This window comes from Oleiphilus sp. HI0079, assembly GCF_001635105.1.
Map to the genome: position 1 here is coordinate 1 of NZ_LWFT01000750.1, position 20,046 is coordinate 20,046.

A 20,046-nucleotide genomic window follows, 5' to 3' on the forward strand; every position below is an offset into this window, starting at 1 on the left:
GGGGCGTCAGAACTAAGGTAAGCAAAAAATTCATAGGTAAGCCCACGATCATTAGGGAAGCGTTCGTCATCTCGATCACCTGAGAGATCACGATCAATCGCAGCTAGGCTTGTTATGTTTTCTAGAATCGTTTCGGTGCTGATTTCCGTTCTTGGTGATGGCAAAAACGGGTTTGTTACTTCGATCACCGTCACGGTGTCATTGTCGATCAAATACGCTTCTATGGGTTCGACGTACTCTGGGGTTATAGTGGAATCTATAGGGTCCGAATCACCACAGCCGAGGAGCGCAGCAAAAACAAACAGAGAGTTGGCAATGCGAATTTTGGTCATAGTTCGAGGCTTAAGCTGCTTTGTGTCTCGGTGACGGTCTGAGCATTGATCGTGATGGCTTCAGTTGTGCTCTTGTTTCTAAGCAAGGCAAGCGACGGCTCGCGGTTGTTCTCTTCGCTTTCGGTTTGGCTAGGTTTGAAAAAGTAACCCTGAGTGCCATTTTCTGTAGTGACCTGAAACCCTCCAAAGAACCGATTTAGGCTGAAGTTTGCGCCCTCTACATTGTTCGCAACGGAGGTGACATTGCCAGCAATTTGACCGATTCTTGCTTCGGTCCTAGCGATGACTCGCTCGTCATCATCGAGTTCTTCAAAGTTGAAAATACCATCAGGATAACTGCCATCATACTTGGATAAATGTGGCCTAATGAGCGCGTCATTCGTTACGGATTCTGACGAGGAGAGAATGAGAACCTCGTCTTTCTGTCCGTATTGTTCGACGAATATGAGCATTGCGTCATTGACGGCTCTGACTATTCGGTTGATTTGAATCTCCGCAGCTACCCAGCTCGTCGAGCTAAATGCTTGATTTAGAATATTGCTGGGGCTTAGTGCATTAATAAAGATCTGTCCGTTTGCGGTCGTAAAGCTGATCTCGTCTGCACTATTGATAACAGCAATATCGCCAACGTCATCATCGATCGACGCTACGTATAAGGTCTCGTAGCCATTGAAGGCTTTAGAAATGATCGCGTCACCAGAAGAGAGCAGTGAGAATGTCAATTCCTGTAAGCCTGTTTCGGCTGTATAAATCTCTTCGACTACGTTGGAGTCGAAGCGATACCGATAAAGATTATTGTCTGCTTCTAGAACAATGTATGAGCCGTTTATTGTGTGCTTGGCTGGTGAAGCCTGTTCCGTTGAATCGATTTGAGCGCTCGCTATGGCAAAGTAAGCTTCAATAACATTGTCTGGCGAAACTATATCGCTAGAGCCGAGTAGTTGCTGAAGTCGGCTTAAGCTTAATTCGTAGAGCTCAATAGTACTGGCTGTTAGTACTTGGCTGTTGTCGTAGGTAATGTTGTTCTTTTGAATCAGCACCCTGTTGTCATTCGCCTGGAATATGACGGGAGGGCTTGTCTCGGGAGCGCTAGAAGGTTTATTGCTCGATTTATATTTGAAAGGTATTTCAAATAGCGTTGGACCATTGTAGGTGCGTGCAGATAGGGACTCCGTTTCTCTATTGTGGCTCACCCAGATACTTCTACCTTCCACTTGGTTGCCGTCATCATCGGTAGTACGAAAAAGGGGTTCAAAAAGGTACCCTCCGAAAACATCGGAAGTGCTAACTGCGCGTGTATCGGCGATGAGTGGAAAGCCCGGAATATTGAAACTGATCTGACGATAAGTGTCAGTGGTGCGATCACAGGTACTGCCAACTTTGAGCGCCACGTTTATCGCGGTGTCGTCGACGGTGCTAAGGTAGTAGTCGCTGTCAGAATCAAAGACGGTGTAGGCAGGTCGTTTGACTGGATAAACACCGCATATATCGGTGGCATAGGTTTCGAGCTCGTATATGCGTCTCGTCGCAGTCTTTGAATAGTCAATTAGCTTGAGGGTTCTTCCATCAGCAAAGGCTGCGAATTCGTAGCCTGGAGCCTCTTCGTCAGTATCTAGAACAGCAACTGAGTCCTTTGTGTCGTTGATCGTGGCGATTTCGATGACGCGCCCGTTATCAGGGCTGTAGGAGTAAGCTTTACCTGTTGGGGCTCCTGCTTCATCTTCTTTAGAAAAGAAGATGTTAATGCTTTTAACCTCGGCTTCTTCGCTTTGCTCCTGCAGAGATTCACTGCATGCGCTGGATAGAGCAATGGTGGCGAAGAGGGGGGCGAGCGTGGCGGCCTTTCTCAATAAAGTAAAACCCATGAACACAACTTTCCTTGGAATTGGTTGACCTAACCCCGACAGTATATCGACCTTACATTTTGAAACGAAATCAAACCGAAATGATTGGGATAGCGATCACACTCGAAGTGTGGCCTTATAGCGCCATTGCCCTTAAGTGCAGCTTCGCGTCCGACTTACCTTGCTGATATGTTTCTAAAACCCGGTCTGGAGATGTGTAGTCCCAACTTTCTATTGGTGGTTTTTTACTCGGAGCCACGTAATGAACATTAGGGGTTTTAGGTAGGGATGCATATGGCCGCGATAGCATTACCAAAGTTTTGCTATTGGATGTGTCGACGCCATGTATCGGAACATTATCGACCATTCCTCCGTCGAGAACGACATCGCCTTGGTGCCGCATGATTGGTGTGAAGGGAGGTGTGCATGACGAACTAAGGATTAGGTCGGCTAGTTCATCCACCGTATTGCAGCTATTAGCGGTAACAAAGCGAGAGCGAAATCCGATTTTTCGCCCCCAGGAAGGGTGAACGGGATGCCGCAGTTTCTTTTCGAGTTGGTACGCGAGCATTCCAACTAACACGGCAGATCGAGCTCCCAGCCAGCCGGGAATCTCTGCCAGGAGTATTCTGTTAGCCGGACCTTCTTTAAGGGTCTGTAGACTTTGCTCATCGAGCGCTTTATGAATGATTTGGCGATAAAGGTCTGAGTGTGGATGGACATTTTTACCTTGCAGCGCTCTCGACCAGTATCGGTTCTTGAGATTAGTGCTTTGTACTTCCATCGTTGCTTCTAATGTTTCTTTGATTCTATTCGCGAAGATGGCGCAAGATATCGCTGAACCTGCACTAACTGAAGCGATGCTTGCAGGTTGCACTTCTACGTTTCTGGTGAATTCCTCCCAGAACCCCGCTTGCCAAAAGCAGCGATTGCCGCCGCCGGCGAATACAAGACTGTCGTACATTAAAGCCTCTATATAGGAGTGTTTTGGTCAGTTAGTTGAAGAGCTTATCTTCATCGTTATAGGTCTAAGCTGTGCTGTTGCTTACTCGTTCATGCTCGACCTGCACAGTGAGAGCCAGTCTGACATTGTATTGTTGATGAATTTGTCACGATGGTGAATCAAATACAAGGAGCGTTTGAAGTTCCTGTGTGGCGTCGACAACGGAATCAATGCTCCTCGGCTGAATGCATCATTGAGGGTGATTCTTGAGAGACAGCCTATACCTACGTTGTACTCAACAGCGCGTTTGATCGCTTCAGTATGCTCAAGTTCTAGTTCAATATGCAGGTCGCTCAATAAGCCATGCATTGCGTGATCAAATGCCTGACGTGTACCTGAACCGCTTTCTCGAAGCACCCAATGCGCCTCCTTGAGTTTTTTGTCGGAGACTGTTTTCAGTGATGCATATGGATGAGATGGCGAGCAGAAAACAACGAGTTCATCCGGTAACCATTGCTCTACAACTAACTCGCTATGATTGATTTCCCCTTCAATTAGGCCAATATCTAACTCGAAACTTAAGACGCGTTCAGCAATCTCTGTTGTGTTCGCGACTTTTAAATTGACCTTAGCGTCCAGGTGTGAGGATTTGAACTGCGAGATCATTCGAACGGCTAGATAATTTCCGATGCTAAGTGTCGCACCCAGATTCAACCCAACGTCTGCAGTATGTTGGCTGAAAGACCTCTCGAGAACCTGAGCGCGTTCTATGAGATTACTTGTTTCTTGCTGCATAGCGCGTCCCAGAGCATTGAGCTTTAGAGATCGCCCTAGTCGGTCAAAGAGCACAATATCAAATTGACTCTCTAAATTCTTGAGCGCTTCGCTGACGGCTGATTGCGACATGGAAAGTCGATCCGCGGCTGCGCTCACGTTTTCTTCGCGTGCTACGGCTAGAAATACTTCTAACTGTTTAAGTGTAAATCGCATATCGGAAAAACCGAATAGTTGTATTTGAATATCCTGATTTACAGATAGATTATGCGTAATTAGAATGCAACGCAACTTGTTAAGAAACTAGATTGAATTATTTGGAGAACTTTATGGCCGGTTTTATGACTGAGACTGTTACCAGCGTAACGCATTGGAACGATAAGCTTTTCAGCTTTAAAACGAGTCGCGACCCGTCATTTCGCTTTAAAAATGGCCACTTCATTATGATTGGGCTCGAGCATGAGGGGCGTCCACTGATGCGCGCCTATAGCATCGCAAGCGCGAACTATGAGGAAGAGCTAGAGTTCTTCAGCATAAAAGTGGCAGATGGTCCTTTGACGTCAAAACTTCAGAAAATTCAGGCTGGTGATCAAATACTCCTCAGTAAAAAACCGACGGGGACATTAATCGTCGACAATCTACTTCCAGGGCGAAACCTTTACTTGATTAGCACCGGAACCGGCTTGGCGCCTTTTATGAGTATTATCCGGGACCCGGAGACTTATGAAAACTATGACAAAGTCATTCTTACGCATGGCACGCGCTATGTTTCAGAGCTTGCTTATCAGCAAGAAATCTTGAATGAGCTGCCAAACAACGAGTTCTTTGGAGAAGAGGTCCGCGAGAAACTGATCTATTACCCGACAGTCACTCGGGATGACTTCAAGACACAGGGGAGAATTACGGACGCAATGCGAAATGGCAAGCTGACCACTGATATTGGTTTACCAGAGCTGAGCACAGAACATGATCGTTTTATGATTTGTGGTAGCCCAAGCATGCTAAAAGAAACCTGTGAGATTCTTGATGGCATGGGTTTCGAAGAGGCGAAACAAGGCAATCTCGGACACTATGTCATTGAGCGGGCTTTCGTTGAAAGCTAACAAGTAAAGCGGAATATCATTGAAAGGTCTCCTTGTGAGGCCTTTTTCATTTTGCATCAGTGAACCATTCTTCGTATCTTAAAGCCTGCACTGTCAACATATTGGATGGATCTATGTGGTTACAGAAGACGGTTTCCCTCAAGGAAAAAAAGCGCGGCTTTCATTTGGTGACAGAGGAAATTCTTCGAGAGCTTGTTGAGCTCGGTGAGGTTCGTGTTGGGCTGCTCCATTTGTTCATTCAGCATTCATCCGCTTCATTGTGCATAAACGAGAATGCGGACCCTAGTGTTAGACGTGACATGGAGCGGTTTTTCTTAAAACGCGTACCTGATGTTGGCGCTGGAGATATGGATTACGAGCACGATTATGAAGGGGTTGATGATATGCCAGCGCACATCAAATCTGTTCTGATCGGCAGCGCACTTGCTATTCCCGTTTATGATGGGCGGCTCAATTTGGGTACTTGGCAAGGAATTTACTTAGGGGAACATCGAATTCAAGGTGGACGTCGCAATATTATTGCGACGTTGCACGGAGAACGTTAACAACCTTATTCGCCAATAAAGCCACCGGACTGACGCTGCCATAACTGCGCGTAGATACCTTGATGCTCAACAAGTTGTCGATGAGAGCCTTGTTCGATAATACGGCCCTCATCAATCACAATTAGCCTATCCATTGCTGCGATGGTCGAGAGACGATGCGCAATAGCAATGACTGTCTTGCCTTCCATCAGGTTATACAGGCTCTCTTGAATGGCGGCCTCGACTTCCGAGTCGAGTGCGGAGGTTGCTTCGTCTAGCACGAGAATAGGAGCGTCCTTCAGTAACACTCTCGCAATTGCGATTCGTTGCCTCTGTCCACCGCTGAGCTTAACGCCACGCTCGCCAACGTGAGCTTCATAGCCTGTGCGTCCCTTGGCATCACTGAGCCCCTGAATAAACGTATGCGCTTCCGCTTTTTTAGCGGCTTCAATCACTTCTTCAATCGTGGCGTCAGGGCGACCATAGGTGATATTTTCGAACACGGATCGATGGAGTAGGGAGGTGTCCTGCGTTACCACGCCTATTTGTGCTCGCAAGCTTTCCTGTTTGACTTGGTTAACGTCCTGCCCATCTATGCGGATGCTTCCTCGGTTTAGATCATGGAAGCGCAGAAGTAAGTTGACCAGTGTGGATTTTCCAGCACCGGAACGACCAACTAAACCGATCTTCTCGCCTGCTTTAATGTTTAGCGATAGATCTTTGAGAACCTGTTCTCCTAGCGTGTATTCGAAATCAACATGGTTAAATTCGATGGCGCCGTGTCTTATGTCGAGTGGTTTGGAGTGCTTTTTATCTTGAATGACTTTGGGTTGAGCAATGGTGTTCATGCCATCCTGAACTGATCCAATATTTTCAAATAGGTTTGATACCTCCCACATGATCCATTGCGACATTCCGTTCAACCGAAGCGCTAGGCCGATTGCCACCGCAATTGCCCCAGTGCTAACAGCATCATTGGACCAAAGATATATCGATAAGGTTGAAATCGAGAATAGCAGCAGCGAGTTCAGAAACCAGACACTTACATTGAGCTTGGTGACCAGGCGCATTTGAGGGTGAACCGTTTGCAGGAAATCATCCATTGCGCTCTTTGCATAGTCTGCTTCTCGCTGAGCATGGCTGAACAGCTTTACAGTCGAGATGTTCGTATAGGTATCAACCACACTGCCTGTCATCGCTGAGCGCGCATCGGCTTGTTGTGTTGAAATCTCTCTTAGTTGAGGTATGAACGCTCGCAGCGCCCCGAGATACCCCAGGAACCAAAGGATGAGCGGTATGCAAAGGGTTGGATCTGAAAGCCCCAATACACTGACCATGCCGATAAAATAAACCGAGACGTAAAGCAAAACGTCGAGTAGCTTCATCACGGCTTCACGCACTGATAAAGCCGTTTGCATTACTTTTGTCGCGATGCGGCCTGCAAATTCATCCTGAAAAAAGCTAAGGCTCTGGCCTAGTAGGTAGCGATGGCTATTCCAGCGTATCCGCATCGGATAGTTCCCTAACAAGGCTTGATGAATGATGCTTGAGTGCAGCAGAACGGCAAACGGAAGAATCACAAGCACAATTAACGCGTAACTTATCAGGGTGTTCGAGTGATTCTGCCAGAGAGTTTCAGGCGTATTTGCGGTTAGAAGATCCACTAACTCGCCCAGAAAACGAAATAAGCTGACTTCCATCACCGCGATACATGCGGTCAGTCCCGCCATGACGAGAAGATGTGGAATAACGCCTCGCGTATAGTGGATACAAAATGCCGCCAGCGTTGATGGGGCTGTTTCTGGAGGCTCTGGTGGAAATGGATTAACGAGTTTTTCGAAAAAACGAAACATGTATACCTTGGTCGAGATATCTATAGTGTAAACACGCGTGCAGTATAAACCTTTGTTCAACTATACTCACTTAAAGATCAAAGGAGATTGATTGCTGTGTTCGACCGGATTCAGTTAAAACAAAAAGAACTTTTCGAATGGTTAATGCAGCCGTGCCGCGAAAATCAGAGCGGCTTAGAGAGGGTTGCACATCGGGTCTCGCGTATTAGTTACGCGATTGTGCGGGATCTTACTCAGGGTAGCCTCACGTTACACGCGATGAGCCTAGTGTTTACCAGCATTCTGTCGATTGTTCCCCTGCTTGCACTGAGCTTTTCTTTGCTACGTTATTTCAATGTGCAAAACAGATTTTTGCCGATGATTGAGCACTTTTTGTTGCCCATGGGAGAAAAAGGGCAGGAGATTCATCAGGCGATTATGCAGTTCGTAGATAATGTAAAGGTTGGTGTGCTAGGGGCTGTTGGCTTGTTGTTGTTGCTCTACACCGTGCTATCTCTGGTACAGAAAATCGAGTTTGCGTTTAATCGAATTTGGTTTGTCGCAAATACGCGCTCAATTAGTCGTAGGCTTAGTAACTATTTAAGCATGATTTTTGTCGGACCGATTCTGGTGGTGGCCGCAATATCGCTCACCAGTGGTTTGTTTGAAAGCGCTCTAATTAAGCAGTTGTCGCTTGTTGAGCCTTTTGGTGTTTTCTTCACAATTGCGACAGATTTAATGCCAAGTATTGTCTTGATTACGGCCTTTGCTTTTTTCTATGTGTTGGTGCCTAACACTAGAGTAAGGGCATCGAATGCGTTTGTTGGTGCGATCGTCGCAGGCATTATTTGGCAGATTGCCGGGCAGGCGTTTACTGCGTTTGTTGTAAGTTCGGCGCGTTATGATGTGATTTATTCCGGCTTTGCGGTAGGTATTGTTGCGCTATTATGGCTTTACGCGAGTTGGCTAATATTGCTGCTTGGTTCAAGCATTGCCTTTTATCTTCAGAACGATAACTACATAACGCGCGTTCTGAATGTGAAAGGTTCTCCAGTTGAAATAGAGCAGTTAGCGTTGCGTGTCATGATTGATGTGGCAGATGCGCAAGAGCGAAGAAGCTCTCCTATAAAGCAAGACGCATTGGAATCGATTCGTGGAGTGCCGGGCGTTTTAGTAAGGGAAGTGGTTGAGACCTTGCTTAAGGGGAAGCTGATCATCGATGCTGGAAAAGACGGCGACTGTTTTGTACTCGCGCGGTCTAGTGATCTTATCAGCGTCGCCGATATTTTGAGTTTGGCTCGACAAAAGCACTCGCGCCACTTGGCCGATATTCCTGAGGGTGTACGTACGATAGCTAAAGATCTGAATCAATTTATTGAGACGCAGTATTCTGAGAAAACCTTGAGGGATTTAATATCCACGTAAATTCTGCGAGTGAGTATCTGTTACGATACGTTTTATGGATGTGTGCCTTCCCGGTCGCCGAGCCTACTAACAATAAATACATCGAATAATAAATACATCGAATGAACGGAGTAAGTATGGGACGTAAGGTTCTACCAATCGCACTTGCCTTTTCGGCTGTTTCATCGGCGCCGGCCTTTGCCGGAGCACCAACATTTTCAGATGCGCGCTCCCTTGCGATGGGCGGAGTTGGAGTGACCGCCGCGCGGCCGGCTGCCTCAGGATTCTTTAACCCAGCGCTGCTTGCTGTAAAACAGCCTGAAAAACGTAATGGGTTTGGCATGGTTTTACCATCGGTGAATGTTATCGCGAACGACGAAGATGAGTTACGCGATGTTGTTGATGATTTTGAGGATGATTTCATTACGCCGTTTGAGACCGCAATCGATACTCTCGAAGCGAATATTGGTGGCGCAGGACAGGCAGCGGCACAGGCGGACTTAGCCGATAAGACGCAAGCACTAAACAATAAGCTAGCGAGCATTGATCAGGATCAAGCGCGGGTTGATATGGGTTTAGGGTTTTCTGCAATGCTGCCAAGTCAGAGTTTTGGTGCAGGACTTTTTGTCTCTGGCTCTGCAAGAGTGGCTGGCCAGATTAGTTATAAAGATGGGCAGACTTTGACGGATCTCGAAGATCTTTTGAGAACGACAACCGTTAGTAGCATTAATGACGTCTACAACTTCTATGATTTGACGAACGACGCGGATCAATTGGAGTCTACGGTGCGTGCAGTTGGGTCGGCCTATTCAGAAGTTGGTGTCGCGATGTCTCGTAACTTTCGCTTAGATGGACATGATTATGCGTTGGGCTTGTCGCCAAAAATTGTTGATTTGCGCGCCTACGACTACATAACGAGTACCGGTAATTTTGAAGGTGACGACCTGAGTGATACCAAAGTAAGTGAGTCAAAATTCAATCTCGATTTAGGTGTTGCCTCTTTCGTTGATGCGCGTGAGCGTGTGCTGGTTGGTCTTTCAGTCATCAATTTGTTGCCAATGGAAATAACCACCAAGCCCGACTTTGATCGGGTCAACCTGCCATCTAACACTCCAATTCCTGAGGGTATTCAAATTAAAATCAAACCTACGGTGACCGCAGGGGTGTCGTATCGGGGGGACTCATATGAAGTAGCCACCGATCTGCAACTGACAAAAACGGAAGAGTTTTTTGGAGAGGGTGATACTCAATACTGGGGTGTAGGTGCGGAGTATGATCTGTTTGAGGTGTTTCAGGTTCGCGGAGGCATGAGATACAACATCGCTGAGAGTGAGGGGGCTTTGTTTACTGCTGGTTTTGGTGTGCAAGTAGTAGGTGTCACCTTTGAGCTTGCAGCACTTAGTGACTCGGATGCTAACAATGTGGGTGTTGGTACGCAGCTTGGTGTCACGTTTTAAACAAATGTCTGTTTACTTTGGCGCTTCGTTCACCTAAACGTTGTCATTACAGAGTCTGGAGGTACTCCATATTCTGTGCTGTTTTTAGGTGTTGTTGATTAGATCGCAGGTTTATAAAGTGTGAGAGCATTCTTCCAAAGCACGCGTTCAGCGGCCTCTGCATCTAGGTTGTCGACAATTAGCTGAATGTCGTTGTGTTGAAATGCTCGTGGAGCTCGTGTTGATGGTAAGTCCGTTCCGAACATCAAGCAATGAGGGTTGGCTTTGTACAGGTCTTGAATGACGGAAGCGGGCTTAAAGTCAATGCGGCCGAAGCCTGTGGCTTTGATATATACGCCTTTTTCTGCACATTTAAGTAGGGATTTAATCCCCACTTTGCTCAAGCCAAGATGGTCAATGCTTACTTTGGGGAGAGAAAGGAGAGTAGGGCTGAGTCCTTCCAATTCCGTCGAATCGACGTACAGTTCTACGTGCCATTCGGCAAGATCATGCAGTCTTAGAGCGAAGTTCTTTAACTGTTTTATTCCTTCCGAGCCTCCTCGTTTGAGGTTGAATCTAACGGCTCTTACCCCGGCTTCGTTAAGAAGAGCAACATCTTCATCGGAGCAAGTGTGGAGTAATTGCGTCACGCCCACAAAGCGCTTGCCGAGTTTCTCGAGTGCATCCAGTAAATAGCTTTGGTCTTGTTTTTGGAATGAGCCAGATACTACCGTGCCCCCAAGAAGTTCATAATTCGATGTGGCGTGAAGGTAGTTCTCAACGCTAAATGGGGCGGGTATATAGCCTTGATTCTCAAAAAGTGGAAAGCGAGGGTCAATTATGTGTAAGTGGCTGTCGAATATGGGAGGTGATTGAGTCATGCTGCCGCTCTTGAAAGGAGAACGACTAAGTTATAGCAGTTTTCTTTCTATTAGTAATATCATGCGGAAAGGCAGGGCACAAAAAAGGCGAACATAAAGTTCGCCTTTTTCTAAACTGAACATAGAACGTTAAATTAACGTACTACGATGTTCTCAGCTTGTGGACCTTTCTGGCCTTGAGTTACTTCAAACTCAACCGTTTGACCTTCAGTCAACGTTTTGAAACCTGAACCAGTGATCGCACGGAAGTGTGCAAAAACGTCTGGGCCATTTTCTTGAGCGATGAAACCAAAACCTTTAGTTTCGTTGAACCACTTAACTGTACCAGTAACTGTGTTAGACATATCTATATACCTGTAAAAATCAATTAAAACGCCTGTATGGGCAAATGTGCTGGAAAAAAAACAAACTGGGCGTAACAACTGCAGGACGGAGAATACGAATAGACAACGAAATGTAGGATGTAAATACACGGTGTTTCTTACTAGCTGCGGCGAACTTTATAGACTTATTGAGTGAAAGTCGAACAAAACTTTGTATATTTTTATTGCAGTGCCGTTCGATAATTTGGTGTGCATTGTTCGGGGTTTTAGCTAAAGAGGGGGCAAGCGAGATTAGCCACTCTGCATAAGGGGGCGTAAACCCAAATGCAGAGTGGATGGGGATCCAAAGCTAACTGTTTAGTTTCTTTTGAAGGATCTCGTTGAAGAGTTTTGGATTACCTTGCCCTTTGGATGCTTTCATTAGTGGTCCCATAAAGCCACCCATGAGCTTTTTGCGCTTTTTGTCATCCGCCGCTTTGTATTGCTCAATTTGATCTGTCATACCTGCAAGTACTTCATCCACCATTGCTTCGAGTGCGCCGGTATCCGACACTTGTTTGAGTCCTTCGGCGTCTATGATCTGATCGACATCTGTCGCTTCTTTAGTCCAAAGCTTCTCAAAGACTTTCTTCGCTCCAGAAGACGACACTGTATTGTCTTTTATGCGCAAAACTAACTGCCCTAGGGCTTCTCCCGTAAGCGGTGTTTGTGCAGCGCTAAGCTCTTCTGCGTTGAGTCTGGCGCTAAATTCACCCATTACCCAATTTGCAGACAACTTGGCATCGCCAGAGATTTTGGCGCTAGTCTCAAACACAGCCGCAAGGTTAGCATCGGAGGAGAGCATGCCGGCATCGTATTCATTTAGACCGAAATCAGACATAAAGCGTTCTTTGCGCGCGGCTGGGAGTTCTGGCATTTGCGTGCGAACTTCCTCGATATAGTCATCAGTGAGTACAACAGGCAATAAGTCAGGGCAAGGGAAGTAGCGGTAATCATTTGCTTCTTCCTTGCTTCGCATGGATCGCGCAACGTGCTTATCTCCATCATAAAGTCGCGTTTCCTGAACGATTTCACCGCCATCTTCCAAGACGTCAATTTGCCGCTCTACTTCAAGCGCAATGGCTTGCTCCATAAAACGGAAAGAATTGAGGTTCTTGGTTTCTGTGCGGGTGCCAAGTTCTTCTTGGCCTTTGGGGCGAACAGAGATGTTGACGTCGAAGCGCATGGAGCCTTGTGACATTTCGCCATCGCAAATTCCGAGTGATGTGACGATACTGTGCAGCGCCTTTGCAAGTGCTACTGCTTCTTCGGCATTGCGCATATCCGGTTCGCTGACAATCTCGATTAGCGGAGTCCCGGCCCGATTAAGGTCTATGCCCGACATGCCATGATAGTCTTCATGTAGTGACTTGCCTGCATCTTCTTCAAGGTGTGCGTGATGGATACGGATATTCTTCTTCGTGCCGTCTTTTAATGTAATCTCAACCACGCCTGGGCCCACTATTGGCGCGTCTAGTTGCGTTGTCTGGTAGCCCTTTGGTAGATCAGGATAAAAATAGTTTTTGCGCTCGAAAACGCTTCTTTTGCATATCTCGGCATCAATCGCTAGGCCAAACATGGTGGCGTATCGAAAGGCCTGTTCATTCGGCACAGGAAGTGTACCAGGCAGGGCTAGATCTACGGCGCTAGCCTGTGTGTTTGGCTCGGCACCAAATGCGGTGGATGAGCCTGAAAAGATTTTTGATTTGGTTGCGAGCTGAACGTGTACTTCAAGCCCGATGACGGTTTCCCATTGCATAGTAGTCTCCTTGGCTTGTTACGCGCTTAGCTCGGTCAGTGAGTTTTCAGGACGAAGCTTGTGCCATTCCGTTTCCTGTTGGAATGCATAAGCAAGGTTAAGCATGCGCGCTTCGTCGAAGTAATTACCAAGCAACTGAAGGCCGCAAGGCAAGCCGTTAACCGGAGCGACAGGTAATGACATTGCAGGAATGCCTGCAAGATTTGCCGTGATGGTATAAACATCTTCGAGATACATTTGCACGGGGTCATCTCCTTTCTCGTCAAATCCAAAGGCAGGGGATGGCGTTGTTGGCCCGAGGATGAAGTCGACCTCTTTGAATGCGTTTTCAAAATCATTCTTGATTAGGCGGCGTACCTGCATTGCCTTGTTATAGTAAGCATCGTAGTAGCCTGCCGAAAGTGCGTAGGTGCCGACCAGGATGCGGCGCTTTACTTCTTCACCAAAACCTTCTGAACGACTGCGGAGGTACATATCCATGAGATCCTTAGGATCTTCACAGCGATAGCCATAACGGACGCCGTCAAATCGACTTAGATTTGCTGATGCCTCGGCCGGTGCGATGACGTAATAAGCGGGCACGCCAAGTTTGCTGTTTGGCAAGCTGATCTCTTTAAATTCAACACCTTTTTCTTTTAGAACTTTGATGGCTTCTTGCAGAACTTGGTTGATATCGTCGCTTAAATGCTCATTAAAGTATTCTTTCGGTAGGCCAATTTTTAGGCCGGTAATATTGCCTGTCAGCTCGTCGAGATAGTTAGGGACGTCCTGGTCGATGCTGGTTGAGTCTTTCGCGTCGTGTCCGGCCATAATTTGTAACAAGGCTGCGCAGTCTTCAGCGCTTTTTGCCATAGGTCCGCCTTGATCAAGGCTTGAGGCGAAGGCGATCATTCCATATCGCGAGACTCTGCCGTAGGTCGGCTTTAAGCCTGTCAGGCCGCAGAATGCTGCTGGCTGACGGATCGATCCCCCGGTGTCTGTGCCTGTTGCAACCGGAGCAAGTCGAGCGGCGACGGCAGCAGCAGAGCCGCCTGAAGAGCCTCCGGGGACGAGCTCTTTTGTATCGCTCCATGGGTTGAGAACCTTTCCGTAGAAGCTGCTCTCGTTGGTCGACCCCATCGCGAACTCGTCCATGTTGGTCTTGCCGAGACAGATGGCGCCAGCATCGATCAGTTTCTGAGCGACGGTCGCATTGTAAGGGGGGACAAAATTATGCAGCATTTTTGACCCGCATGTGGTCAATGTGCCGTCGGTGCAGAAAATATCTTTATGGGCGAAAGGAATGCCGGTCCAGATGTTCTGGTCACCACTGGCGATCTTCTTATCGGCTTCTGCCGCATCGGCCAGCGCTTGCTCTTTTGCGACGGTGATATAGCTATTAATTTTACCGTCAAGCTTTTCAATACGATCTAGGTAAGCTTGGGTAAGCTCGACACTAGTGAATTCATTGTTGCGGAGTCCTTGCGCGAGCTCCTTTATCGATTTTTCAAACATAGTTGCTAACTCTTTATTCGTTCTGGCAATGGAGGAGTGTGATGTGTTGATGCTCACTCAATCACTTTGGGAACGAGGAATAGTCCGTCTTCGGTCGCCGGAGCGACGCTTTGATACTTTTCGCGTTGATTTGTTTCGGTCACTTGATCCGTGCGTAAGGTTTGTACTGCATCTAACGGGTGTGCCATCGGTGCAACGCCATTGGTGTCTGCTTGTTGAAGTTGATCCACCAAGCCCAAAATGTTGTTGACGTCGCCACTGAGTTTTTCAACTTTCTCGTCTTCAACTTTGAGTCTCGAGAGCAGGGCGATTTTTTGGATGTCATTGGGAGTAATCGACATGGTATAAACCTTAATGTTCGTGTCTCGGCGTGCAAGTTGTTGTAGCGCGAGATCAAGTTTTTCTTTAGTAGAGCGTTATAGGCGGCGTCATCATAACAAAAAGCAGATTTGTGTGGGTATTTTCGGCGGCGATTCGCCGAGAATTGCTAACTGGTTTGAGCCTTTCTCAAAGAGTTGGTTGAAAATTGAACTCTATTGCGGCGCAGTTTGAGGATTGCCCTAAAAAACTGATGTAAGTGAGCGCGTTTACTGAGAATGTTTCTTGCCCAAACCCTGCGCCATTGTTAAAGTTACCTGATAATTATATTCATAAATCTTCAGGTTGATTTCCTTCCATGTTCAAGAAATTACGCGGCATGTTTTCAAGCGATCTTTCGATCGACTTGGGAACAGCGAATACTCTTATTTACGTGCGCGAGCGCGGAATTGTTCTCGATGAGCCTTCAGTTGTTGCGATTCGCAACTCCGGTGCTCAAAAAAGCGTTGCAGCAGTCGGTGCGGAAGCCAAGCGTATGCTTGGTCGGACGCCAGGCAACATTACAGCTATTCGTCCTCTGAAGGACGGTGTGATCGCGGATTTTGTGGTAACAGAGAAGATGCTTCAGCACTTCATCCATAAGGTGCACGAGAATAGTTTTATCACGCCAAGTCCTCGGGTATTGATCTGTGTTCCTAGCCGTTCCACCAAGGTAGAACAGAAGGCGATTCGTGAATCGGCCCTTGGTGCTGGTGCGCGAGAGGTATTCTTGATTGAGGAGCCTATGGCCGCAGCGATTGGCGCGGGCTTGCCTGTTGAAGAGGCAAGCGGTTCGATGGTTGTGGATATCGGTGGCGGTACGACCGAGATTGCGATCATCTCCCTAAACGGGATTGTTTATGCAGACTCTGTGAAAATCGGCGGTGACCGTTTTGATGAAAATATCGTGACTTACGTTCGTCGTAATTACGGTAGCCTTATTGGCGACGCGACAGCAGAGCGCATTAAACAGGAAATAGGCTGTGCTTACGAAGGGTTGGAAGTGCGTGCTATCGACGTGCGTGGTCGAAACCTTGCTGAGGGTGTTCCACGAGGCTTCGAATTGAATAGTGAGGAAATTCTAGAGGCACTGCAAGAGTCGCTCGCTGCAATCGTGCAGGCTGTGAAAGGTGCTTTAGAGCAATCTCCGCCTGAGTTGGCGTCAGATATTGCCGAGCGTGGCATTGTTTTGACTGGTGGTGGCTCATTGCTTCGCGGACTGGATCGCTTGATCAGCGAAGAAACTGGTTTGCCCGTTATTGTCGCGGAGGACCCGCTGACTTGTGTTGCACGCGGTGGAGGCAAGGCGCTCGAGCTGATTGATAAAGGTGCAGATGGCATCTTCGCGGTGGAATAACTTTTATCTTGTTGAGGCGTTACGGATAACGCGTTGACAATTCAAAGTTGCCTAATTTAGTCAAGCGAGGGTCTGAGCGATTAGCACTATTTTCGTACAAGGCCCTTATTTGGGCTACCGGCTAATACTTGCAGTTTTTCTGAGCGTTGCCCTTATGGTAGTCGACGTTCGATATGATCAACTGGATCCGGTTCGTCGAGGAGTAAGCACCTTGCTTACTCCCTTTCAGTGGATGAGTGATATCCCAACTCAGTTCGTCAATGGAGTTGGCTTTCTCTTCACTTCCCGCAATGAGCTTGAAGATGAGCTCGAATCTTTGAAGTCAAAAGTGCTTGTTCTTGAGCGCAAATCCCAAAAACTGGCAAGTACAACGGCGGAACTGAATCGCTTGCGCGAGCTGCTTAAGGCTTCTCGGGTATTGGATGATGGCGTCGTGATCACCGAGTTGGTTAGCGTAAGTCCGGACCCAAGTCGACACTATATAATGATCAATAAGGGTTTGCAGGATGGCGTTTATGCCGGCCAAGCAGTGCTCGACGAATATGGTTTGATGGGGCAGGTCATTGACGTAAGCGACTTCCAAAGTCGTGTTTTATTAATCTCAGATGATCGTCACGCCGTGCCGGTGCAGGTTAACCGAAACGGTGTTAGAGCCATCGCTTATGGCTTGGGTAATTTGTCGGAAATGACGCTGGTGAATGTGCCGGATACGGCGGATATTCAGGTAGGTGATTTGTTAGTAAGCTCCGGTCTTGGTGGCCGCTTTCCATCAGGCTATCCTGTCGCAACCGTCACCGAAGTCCAACACAATCCAAGCGCATCATTTGCAACGGTGAAGATTGAACCGCAGGCAAACCTAAATCGAAGCCGCCTTTTGCTTCTTGTTTTTCCGCAGAAAGATGAGGGGCTCAAGGCCTCGATGGGTGATTCAATCGTTGACCAGACCAAGTCAGAAGGCGCGGAACAATGATTTATCAGCCAAGTATTTTTGCCATCACGGTCACGTTTATTATCTCGTTAGTGTTGGAATTGATTCATCTCCCAACAATGATGGCGACACTGCGGCCTGAATGGCTAGTGCTCACTGTTTTCTTTTGGACGCTGCGCTCTCCTGGTTCCGTTGGAATCGCAATCGGCTTTTTGATCGGATTGCTGCTAGATGTTGTTAGCGGTGTGTATCTTGGCGTAAACGCGTTGGCACTGAGCATCGTTGCCTACCTCGCTGTTGGTATGCATAAACGTTTTAAGCTTTATCCTTTGCTTCAGCAGTCTCTCGTTGCGTTTGTTATCGTGCTTATCCACTTGCTAATTTCCAACTCCTTTACTTCTCTCTTAAGTCGCGGACAAGATCCAGGGCAACTAATCGTTCAAGCAATGGTGAGTGGTTTCTTCTGGCCGATCCTGGTTGTGATTTACGATCGAACTAGTATGGCATTGAGGATATGACGCGATGAACACGGTTCTAGTACTCGCTTCTGCATCACCGAGACGGTTCGATTTGCTTAGTCAGCTTGGTTATCAGCCCCATCGTCTACCGGTTGATATTGATGAAAGTGTGGCTTTGCATGAACAGCCAGTTGAATATGCAAAGCGCATGGCTCGAGAAAAACTCGACGCAGCGATGGATCAGTTGAAGGGACGGACTGAAATTGCTGGTTTGGCACTGAGTAACGCAAGGCTAATCGTGCTCGCTGGGGATACAATATGTATCAAGGGTAGTGAAATCCTTACGAAGCCTGTCGACTTTCCTGATTTTCAGCGAATGATGGGTTTGATGTCGGGTAGCTCTCATACGGTTTTAAGCAGCTTTGCACTCGGTGAGTTGAGTGACGGCGTGGTCACTAGGTTAAATCTCGACGTAGTCAAAACCGACGTGCACTTTAAAGAGTTGAGTGCGCAAGAGCTCGCGGCGTATTGGGATACTGAAGAGCCTGCGGATAAGGCTGGGGGGTATGGTATTCAGGGCTTAGGCGCAGTTTTCGTTGAGCGGATTGAAGGAAGCTATAGCAATGTTGTTGGTCTGCCTCTAATGGAAGTGCATAGTGCATTAAAGTCTGCCGGGGTAGCATCGGCTTTATAATTCAGAGCAGTAAAAGGAATAGATGTTTTGAGCGAAGAACTACTGATAAATGTAACGCCTGTCGAAACGAGAGTAGCGGTCGTAGAGAACGGCATGTTGCAAGAAGTCTATATTGAGCGTTCAAGCTGTTTGGGGATTGTCGGTAACATCTACAAGGGCAAGGTAGTGCGCGTGCTGCCAGGAATGGAAGCCGCCTTCGTTGAGATTGGTCTCGAGCGCGCTGCATTTATCCATGTTTCAGACATCGTTGGTGCTACCGATAATGGCGACCAACAACAGGACATTGCGTTGTTGCTCCGCGAGGGGCAGTCCCTTGTCGTTCAGGTGATCAAAGACCCAATTGGAACCAAAGGCGCTCGACTAACAACGCAGCTTTCGGTTGCAAGCCGTTATCTCGTCTACATGCCTTCGGTGCATCATATCGGCATTTCGCAACGTATTGAGGATGAGGCAGAGAGAGAACGTCTTCGTAACCTCGTGACCGAATGTACTCAGCGTGAGCAGTTTTTTACAGATAGGGCCAAGACAAGCTCCGATAACGCTGGAGATGCTGTCGAAGAACACGCTAAGCACAGTGCAGGGTCGGGCTTTATTATTCGAACTGCGGCTGAGAGTGCGGGCGAAGACGAGTTTGAGGCGGATGTTCAGTTTCTAATGCGTTTGTGGACCAAGCTAGAGCAGCGTATCAAAAATAGTAAAATGGGGGAGGTGATCTATCAAGAGTTGCCGCTTCATGTGCGCGCTATCCGTGATTTGGTCAAACCTCAAACCGAGAAAATTCGTATCGACTCCAAAGAGAGCTTTGCCAAGGTAAAGGAGTTTTCTGAGAATTTTCTGATTGATGTGAGTTCTCGCCTTGAGTATTACCCCGGAGAGCGTCCGATTTTTGATCTTTATGGTATTGAAGACGAAATCCAGAAAGCGCTGAGTCGAAAGGTACAGCTGAAGTCCGGTGGTTATCTGATCATTGATCAAACCGAAGCCATGACAACCATCGATGTAAATACGGGTGGATTTGTCGGGCATCGCAACCTAGAAGAGACAATCTTTAAAACCAATCTTGAAGCGGCCAGAACAATCGGTCGTCAACTTCGGCTTCGCAATCTTGGCGGAATCATCATTCTCGATTTTATTGATATGGATGACGAAGAGCATCAGCGCCAAGTATTAAGAATGCTGGAAAAGATGCTTGAGCGCGACCATGCACGAACGACAATCAGTTGTGTGTCTGAGCTTGGATTGGTGGAGATGACGCGTAAGCGAACCACGGAGAGTTTGGGGCAGACTCTGTGTGAGCCATGTTCAGTATGTGAGGGGACGGGATTCCTGAAAACTGCTGAGACGGTTTGTTATGAAATAATGCGTGAAATTCTTCGGGTTAGCCGGGCGTATGATGCGTCCGCGTATCTGGTTATGGCATCTCAAAGTGTTATTGATCGGCTTCTCGATGAAGAGTCTGATAACGTCGCTGATCTCGAAACTTTCATAGACAAGCAAATAAAGTTTCAGGTGGAATTGATGTACAATCAGGGGCAGTACGACGTCGTACTCCTCTGATGCTTGA

The 20,046-nt window shown here is 47.4% G+C and carries 19 protein-coding genes; 9 read left to right on the forward strand and 10 right to left on the reverse strand.

Annotated features, from left to right (window positions below; genetic code table 11):
* From A3750_RS13920 to A3750_RS13935, 4 genes are all read right to left on the reverse strand, one after another.
* Positions 1 to 332 (reverse strand): hypothetical protein (locus A3750_RS13920; RefSeq protein ID WP_156498587.1); only part of this gene is annotated, 332 nt, incomplete at its 3' end.
* Positions 329 to 2,197, reverse strand: a complete 1,869-nt coding sequence (locus tag A3750_RS13925) for a hypothetical protein (RefSeq protein WP_068453120.1) — start codon at positions 2,195 to 2,197, stop codon at positions 329 to 331. The genes A3750_RS13925 and A3750_RS13920, both read right to left, overlap by 4 nt.
* A 115-nt stretch (positions 2,198 to 2,312) precedes the next feature.
* Complete coding sequence (locus tag A3750_RS13930; protein ID WP_068453123.1) at positions 2,313 to 3,140, reverse strand: patatin-like phospholipase family protein; 828 nt, start codon at positions 3,138 to 3,140, stop codon at positions 2,313 to 2,315.
* Positions 3,141 to 3,221: 81 nt separating this feature from the next.
* On the reverse strand, positions 3,222 to 4,109 hold the full coding sequence (locus A3750_RS13935; RefSeq protein ID WP_068453126.1) for a LysR substrate-binding domain-containing protein: 888 nt from the start codon (positions 4,107 to 4,109) through the stop codon (positions 3,222 to 3,224).
* Positions 4,110 to 4,222: 113 nt separating this feature from the next.
* Between A3750_RS13935 and A3750_RS13940 the strand changes: the two genes are divergently transcribed.
* Together A3750_RS13940 and A3750_RS13945 are read left to right on the forward strand one after the other, a co-directional pair.
* The gene (locus A3750_RS13940; RefSeq protein WP_068453129.1) at positions 4,223 to 4,996 is read left to right on the forward strand and encodes a ferredoxin--NADP reductase; all 774 of its coding nucleotides are present in this window, start codon (positions 4,223 to 4,225) and stop codon (positions 4,994 to 4,996) included.
* Between the two features lie 113 nt (positions 4,997 to 5,109).
* Entirely contained in the window at positions 5,110 to 5,541 is a 432-nt protein-coding gene (locus A3750_RS13945) for a secondary thiamine-phosphate synthase enzyme YjbQ (RefSeq protein ID WP_068453132.1), read from the forward strand.
* Positions 5,542 to 5,546: 5 nt separating this feature from the next.
* On the opposite strand, the gene A3750_RS13950 is transcribed toward A3750_RS13945, so the two are convergent.
* Positions 5,547 to 7,373: an ABC transporter ATP-binding protein gene (locus A3750_RS13950; RefSeq protein WP_068466062.1), complete on the reverse strand. Its 1,827-nt coding sequence runs from the start codon at positions 7,371 to 7,373 to the stop codon at positions 5,547 to 5,549.
* Positions 7,374 to 7,469: 96 nt separating this feature from the next.
* Between A3750_RS13950 and A3750_RS13955 the strand changes: the two genes are divergently transcribed.
* Positions 7,470 to 8,777, forward strand: coding sequence for a YhjD/YihY/BrkB family envelope integrity protein (locus A3750_RS13955; RefSeq protein ID WP_068454554.1), 1,308 nt, complete (start codon positions 7,470 to 7,472; stop codon positions 8,775 to 8,777).
* A 116-nt stretch (positions 8,778 to 8,893) separates the two neighbouring features.
* The gene (traF, locus tag A3750_RS13960) at positions 8,894 to 10,213 is read left to right on the forward strand and encodes a conjugal transfer protein TraF (protein ID WP_068457198.1); all 1,320 of its coding nucleotides are present in this window, start codon (positions 8,894 to 8,896) and stop codon (positions 10,211 to 10,213) included.
* Positions 10,214 to 10,311: 98 nt separating this feature from the next.
* Here traF and A3750_RS13965 read toward each other — a convergent pair whose 3' ends face one another.
* The 5 genes from A3750_RS13965 to gatC all read right to left on the reverse strand — a co-directional run bounded on the left by A3750_RS13965 (position 10,312) and on the right by gatC (position 15,029).
* Positions 10,312 to 11,073 carry an amidohydrolase gene (locus A3750_RS13965; RefSeq protein ID WP_068457195.1) on the reverse strand — a complete coding sequence of 254 codons (762 nt, stop codon included), beginning with the start codon at positions 11,071 to 11,073 and terminating at the stop codon, positions 10,312 to 10,314.
* A gap of 134 nt (positions 11,074 to 11,207) precedes the next feature.
* Complete coding sequence (locus tag A3750_RS13970) at positions 11,208 to 11,417, reverse strand: cold-shock protein (protein WP_068457191.1); 210 nt, start codon at positions 11,415 to 11,417, stop codon at positions 11,208 to 11,210.
* Positions 11,418 to 11,745: 328 nt separating this feature from the next.
* Positions 11,746 to 13,194: an Asp-tRNA(Asn)/Glu-tRNA(Gln) amidotransferase subunit GatB gene (gatB, locus tag A3750_RS13975; protein ID WP_068466063.1), complete on the reverse strand. Its 1,449-nt coding sequence runs from the start codon at positions 13,192 to 13,194 to the stop codon at positions 11,746 to 11,748.
* 18 nt (positions 13,195 to 13,212) lie between these two features.
* Positions 13,213 to 14,688, reverse strand: a complete 1,476-nt coding sequence (gatA, locus tag A3750_RS13980; protein WP_068454313.1) for an Asp-tRNA(Asn)/Glu-tRNA(Gln) amidotransferase subunit GatA — start codon at positions 14,686 to 14,688, stop codon at positions 13,213 to 13,215.
* Positions 14,689 to 14,741: 53 nt separating this feature from the next.
* The gene (gatC, locus tag A3750_RS13985; RefSeq protein WP_068454316.1) at positions 14,742 to 15,029 is read right to left on the reverse strand and encodes an Asp-tRNA(Asn)/Glu-tRNA(Gln) amidotransferase subunit GatC; all 288 of its coding nucleotides are present in this window, start codon (positions 15,027 to 15,029) and stop codon (positions 14,742 to 14,744) included.
* A 335-nt stretch (positions 15,030 to 15,364) separates the two neighbouring features.
* Between gatC and A3750_RS13990 the strand changes: the two genes are divergently transcribed.
* The 5 genes from A3750_RS13990 to A3750_RS14010 all read left to right on the forward strand — a co-directional run bounded on the left by A3750_RS13990 (position 15,365) and on the right by A3750_RS14010 (position 20,039).
* On the forward strand, positions 15,365 to 16,402 hold the full coding sequence (locus tag A3750_RS13990) for a rod shape-determining protein (protein ID WP_068454319.1): 1,038 nt from the start codon (positions 15,365 to 15,367) through the stop codon (positions 16,400 to 16,402).
* A gap of 88 nt (positions 16,403 to 16,490) precedes the next feature.
* Entirely contained in the window at positions 16,491 to 17,372 is an 882-nt protein-coding gene (gene mreC / locus A3750_RS13995; protein WP_082863125.1) for a rod shape-determining protein MreC, read from the forward strand.
* The gene (mreD, locus tag A3750_RS14000; RefSeq protein WP_068454325.1) at positions 17,369 to 17,848 is read left to right on the forward strand and encodes a rod shape-determining protein MreD; all 480 of its coding nucleotides are present in this window, start codon (positions 17,369 to 17,371) and stop codon (positions 17,846 to 17,848) included. Before mreC ends, mreD begins: the two co-directional genes overlap by 4 nt.
* 4 nt (positions 17,849 to 17,852) lie before the next feature.
* A complete protein-coding gene (locus tag A3750_RS14005; RefSeq protein ID WP_068454327.1) occupies positions 17,853 to 18,482 on the forward strand; it encodes a nucleoside triphosphate pyrophosphatase in 630 nt (209 codons plus the stop codon).
* A gap of 27 nt (positions 18,483 to 18,509) precedes the next feature.
* A complete protein-coding gene (locus A3750_RS14010; RefSeq protein ID WP_068466064.1) occupies positions 18,510 to 20,039 on the forward strand; it encodes an Rne/Rng family ribonuclease in 1,530 nt (509 codons plus the stop codon).
* Positions 20,040 to 20,046 lie beyond the last annotated feature (7 nt).

Bases quoted from the DNA above. Each gene is read 5' to 3' on its own strand.
- A3750_RS13925 (WP_068453120.1), bottom strand. From the start codon at position 2,197: ATGGGTTTTACTTTATTGAGAAAGGCCGCCACGCTCGCCCCCCTCTTC.
- A3750_RS13930 (WP_068453123.1), bottom strand. From the start codon at position 3,140: ATGTACGACAGTCTTGTATTCGCCGGCGGCGGCAATCGCTGCTTTTGG.
- A3750_RS13935 (WP_068453126.1), bottom strand. From the start codon at position 4,109: ATGCGATTTACACTTAAACAGTTAGAAGTATTTCTAGCCGTAGCACGC.
- A3750_RS13940 (WP_068453129.1), top strand. From the start codon at position 4,223: ATGGCCGGTTTTATGACTGAGACTGTTACCAGCGTAACGCATTGGAAC.
- A3750_RS13945 (WP_068453132.1), top strand. From the start codon at position 5,110: ATGTGGTTACAGAAGACGGTTTCCCTCAAGGAAAAAAAGCGCGGCTTT.
- A3750_RS13950 (WP_068466062.1), bottom strand. From the start codon at position 7,373: ATGTTTCGTTTTTTCGAAAAACTCGTTAATCCATTTCCACCAGAGCCT.
- traF (WP_068457198.1), top strand. From the start codon at position 8,894: ATGGGACGTAAGGTTCTACCAATCGCACTTGCCTTTTCGGCTGTTTCA.
- A3750_RS13965 (WP_068457195.1), bottom strand. From the start codon at position 11,073: ATGACTCAATCACCTCCCATATTCGACAGCCACTTACACATAATTGAC.
- A3750_RS13970 (WP_068457191.1), bottom strand. From the start codon at position 11,417: ATGTCTAACACAGTTACTGGTACAGTTAAGTGGTTCAACGAAACTAAA.
- gatB (WP_068466063.1), bottom strand. From the start codon at position 13,194: ATGCAATGGGAAACCGTCATCGGGCTTGAAGTACACGTTCAGCTCGCA.
- gatA (WP_068454313.1), bottom strand. From the start codon at position 14,688: ATGTTTGAAAAATCGATAAAGGAGCTCGCGCAAGGACTCCGCAACAAT.
- gatC (WP_068454316.1), bottom strand. From the start codon at position 15,029: ATGTCGATTACTCCCAATGACATCCAAAAAATCGCCCTGCTCTCGAGA.
- A3750_RS13990 (WP_068454319.1), top strand. From the start codon at position 15,365: ATGTTCAAGAAATTACGCGGCATGTTTTCAAGCGATCTTTCGATCGAC.
- mreD (WP_068454325.1), top strand. From the start codon at position 17,369: ATGATTTATCAGCCAAGTATTTTTGCCATCACGGTCACGTTTATTATC.
- A3750_RS14005 (WP_068454327.1), top strand. From the start codon at position 17,853: ATGAACACGGTTCTAGTACTCGCTTCTGCATCACCGAGACGGTTCGAT.